General features: G+C 72.0%; 4 protein-coding genes. 3 read left to right on the top strand and 1 reads right to left on the bottom strand.

Translation table 11 applies throughout. The annotated features are described in order from the left end of the window. Both D7V88_RS39895 and D7V88_RS39890 read left to right on the top strand, forming a co-directional pair. Positions 1-417, top strand: a 417-nt coding sequence (locus D7V88_RS39895; RefSeq protein WP_147449087.1) for a tetratricopeptide repeat protein, incomplete at its 5' end; no start/stop codon positions are given. 178 nt (positions 418-595) lie between these two features. Then, positions 596-1,780, top strand: coding sequence for a DUF7305 domain-containing protein (locus tag D7V88_RS39890; protein WP_120545739.1), 1,185 nt, complete (start codon positions 596-598; stop codon positions 1,778-1,780). A 10-nt stretch (positions 1,781-1,790) separates the two neighbouring features. On the opposite strand, the gene purU is transcribed toward D7V88_RS39890, so the two are convergent. Then, entirely contained in the window at positions 1,791-2,654 is an 864-nt protein-coding gene (gene purU, locus D7V88_RS39885) for a formyltetrahydrofolate deformylase (protein WP_120545738.1), read from the bottom strand. Between the two features lie 468 nt (positions 2,655-3,122). Here purU and D7V88_RS39880 point away from each other — a divergent pair. Continuing rightward, a partial coding sequence (locus D7V88_RS39880) for a DUF2391 family protein (RefSeq protein WP_120545737.1) occupies positions 3,123-3,490 on the top strand: 368 nt, incomplete at its 3' end.

Raw genomic sequence — 3,490 nt, 5'->3', positions numbered from 1 at the left:
TCCCGTCCGACCGCCGTGGCCCACCGGGAGGCCGCGCGGCCGGAGGACCTGCTGCGGCAGGCGAATGCGCTGCGCACGGAAGGCAGGTGGAAGGACGCCGAAGCGCTGTACCTGCGCGTCATCCGCGCACAGCCCTCGTCGCTGGCTGCGTATGTAGCGCGCGTCGCTTCGGGGTCGCTGCGGCTGGAGCACCTGGGCGACGCACGGGGAGCGCTGCGCCAGTTCCAGGACGCCCAGCGATTCCAGCCCGGCGGCATGCTGGATCCGGAGGCCCGACACGGCGAGGCGGAGGCCTACCGCGCGCTGGGCGACACGGCGGCGGAGGCTCGGGTGCTGACGGCGTTCATCGCGTTGCACCCCGATTCGCCCCTGAGCGCGGCGTCGCGCGGCCGGCTGCGGGAACTGTCCCGGCCATGAGCCCTGTCGTGGGGAGCAACCCGTCCAAGGCTCGCGTCGGCAGGCGCGGCTCCATCACGGAGCACCGCATCGCGAAGCCAGCCGTGGCGGCCGCCCCGATGCCCCGCCCGGAATGGCCCTTGCGGTGGAGTCCGCTCCTCGGCGCGGGCAGGCGCAACCTCCTGGAGCCCTCCTGCCCATGAAGCCCCGTGTCGCGGCATTCGCGCTCCTGGCCTCCGCGTGCACCGTGAATGATCCGGTGGCCACGCTGCACACGTCCGACGCCGGGGGCCCCGTCCCGGATGCGTGGGCCGAGCACTGCGCCAACAGCGGCCCTCCCCTCCTGCTGGGCGACCCCGCCGCCGGTCCCCCGCGGTGCAGCGGCCACCTGGCGGAAGCCCTGTTCCGCCGCGCGGCGTGTTCGTGCGAGGGCCTGTCGCTCAGCGCCCCCTTCCTCGCGGATGCGTTCCGGAGCAGCGCGGGCCCGTACGCGCCCGGAGGCCCGGGCGGCGACGTGGGCGTGAATGGCGGCCTGTCCGCGAACGACCGCGTCCAGGTGGGCGGCGCGCTCCAGGTGGGCGGCGCGTCCGGACTCCAGCTCAGCAGCCCGCTCTTTGTGGGCGGCAGCCTGGACAGCAGCGGTCCCCTCTCGGGCTCCGGCACCTCCGCCACCGTGTCGGGCGACGCGCGGGTGAACGGCGACGTGTCGCTCGCCTCGCTGATGGTGGGCGGCGTGCTCACGGTGCCCGCTGGCTTCACGCCCGGCCCCGCCCAGGCGGCCGAGCTGCGCCGTGAACCCGTGGCCCCCGTCGTCCCCTGCGCCTGTGACGCCGCGTCCCGCTTTGATCCGGCCGCGCTCATCGCCCACCACGCGCGGGACAACGACAACGCGGCCATCGGTCTGGACCCGGCGTCGCTGGAGAACGTCACGGGCGATGCTGAGCTGGCGCTGCCCTGTGGCCGCTTCCTGCTCACGCGCGTGGCGGGCACGGGCCACGCGACGCTGCGCATCCGGGGCCGCACCGCGGTGTTCATCCCCGGCGGCGTGAACCTGGTCGAAGCCCTCACCGTGGACGTGCAGCCTCCGGGAGAGCTGGACCTGTTCGTGGCCGGAGGCTTCGTCGTGTCCGGCCAGCTCACGCTGGGCTCCACCACCCTGCCCTCGCGCGTGCGCGTGTACGTGGCCGGCACCGACGCGCTGGACATCTCCGCCGGCAGCACGCTCGCGGGCAACCTCTACGCGCCCCAGGCCCAGCTCAACCTGAGCGGCAACGCGGAGGTGTTCGGCTCCCTGTTCGTGCGCCACCTGGAAGCCTCCGGCGCCGTGCAGGTGCACCACGACGCCGACGTGCTCGAAGCGGGCGCCGCCTGCCCCGCCGGTTAGCGCCCAAAGCTCAGCGGAAGACGACGGTCTTGTGGCCGTTGAGCAGGATGCGGTGTTGCACGAACCACGTCACCGCGCGGCCCAGCACCACGCTCTCCACGTCGCGGCCCATCGCCGTCAGGGCCTCGGGCGACAGGGTGTGGTCCACGCGCTCCACGTCCTGTTCGATGATGGGGCCTTCATCCAGGTCCCCCGTGACGAAGTGGGCCGTCGCGCCAATCAGCTTCACGCCCCGGTCATACGCCTGCTGGTAGGGCCGCGCGCCCTTGAAGCTGGGCAGGAACGAGTGGTGGATGTTGATGAGCCGCCCGCGCAGCGCATCACACGTCTCTCCGGAGAGGATCTGCATGTAGCGGGCGAGCACCACCAGGTCCACGCGCTGCTCGCGCACCAGCTCCAACAGCCGCGCTTCCTGCTGCGCCTTGTTCTCCGGCGTCACCGGCAGGTGGTGGAACGGGATGTCGTGGGACGCGGCCAGTTGGTAGAAGTCCCGGTGGTTCGACACGATGGCGGGAATCTCCACCGGCAGGATGCCGCTGCGGTAGCGATACAGCAGGTCGTTCAGGCAGTGGCCAATCTTCGAGACGAGCAGCAGCACCCGGGGCTTCACCGCCGCGTCGTGCAGGTGCCAGTCCATGGAGAAGCGCGGCGCCAGCAGCGCGAACGCCTCACGCAGGGACGCAGGCTCCGTCTTGGACGCTTCGTCCGCGAAGTGCACGCGCATGAAGAACAGCCGCGTCTGCGGATCTCCGTACTGCGCGCTGTCGAGGATGTTGCAGCCGTGCTCGGCGAGCCATCCAGAGACGGCGTGGACGATGCCGCGCTGATCCGGACACGACAGCGTGAGGATGTATTGGGAGGGACGCTCGGTCATGGGCGGCGCCGACTATAGCGGCCCCCTGCCCTCGCCGGACCAGTGCCACGACCGGGACGCGAGGGCACCGTGGCTTGTCCGACGCTCGGGCACGGGCCATCTCAGTTCCTGGCCCCCGCGGCGTTGACTGGATGGCACCCCACCATGACCCCACCGCCGGACGCTTGCTACGACATCGCCATCGTGGGGGGAGGTTGCGCCAGCTTCCAGCTCCTGCACGCGCTGTCCCGGCAGCCGGGCGGCGAAGCGCTGAGCGTGCTGCTGCTCGCGCCCGAGGAGACGCTGTCGCGCTCCTGGTGCTTCTGGAGCCGCGAGCCGCATTCCGATGACGGACCGCCGCGTCTCTCGCCACGGCCCCGCGGGCGAGACGCTCATCGGCACGGCGGCGGGCATGGACCGTCATCCCGCGCGCGTTTCACGCCCCCGGAGACTTCCCTCCCCGGGAAGCGACCCTACACTCCGGCAGGTATGGCCGACGCCCTCCCCGCCAACGCGCCCCGCCGCCGTCGTCCGGTGCCGGAGTCCCTGCGCGAGTACGGCCGGGGCATCGCGGGTGGGCTGCTCTTCAGCCTGCCGCTGCTCTACACGATGGAGGTGTGGTGGGCGGGCTTCACCTCCCATCCCGCGAACGTGCTGGGCTACCTGGTGGCCACGTACGTGCTGCTGCTCGGCTACAACCGCTTCGGGGGCTTCCGCCGGGACGTGTGCTGGTTCGACGTCTTCACCGACTCGCTGGAGGAGCTGGGCCTGGGGCTCATCGTGTCCACGGCCGTGCTCGTGCTCATCGGCCGCATCACCCGGGGCACGTCGTTGCAGGAGGCGGTGGGGACTGTCTC

This window comes from Corallococcus terminator (assembly GCF_003611635.1).
Taxonomy (GTDB): domain Bacteria; phylum Myxococcota; class Myxococcia; order Myxococcales; family Myxococcaceae; genus Corallococcus; species Corallococcus terminator.
Note: the sequence above shows the minus strand (reverse complement) of the source record. Positions and strands in the feature narration are given on the sequence as shown.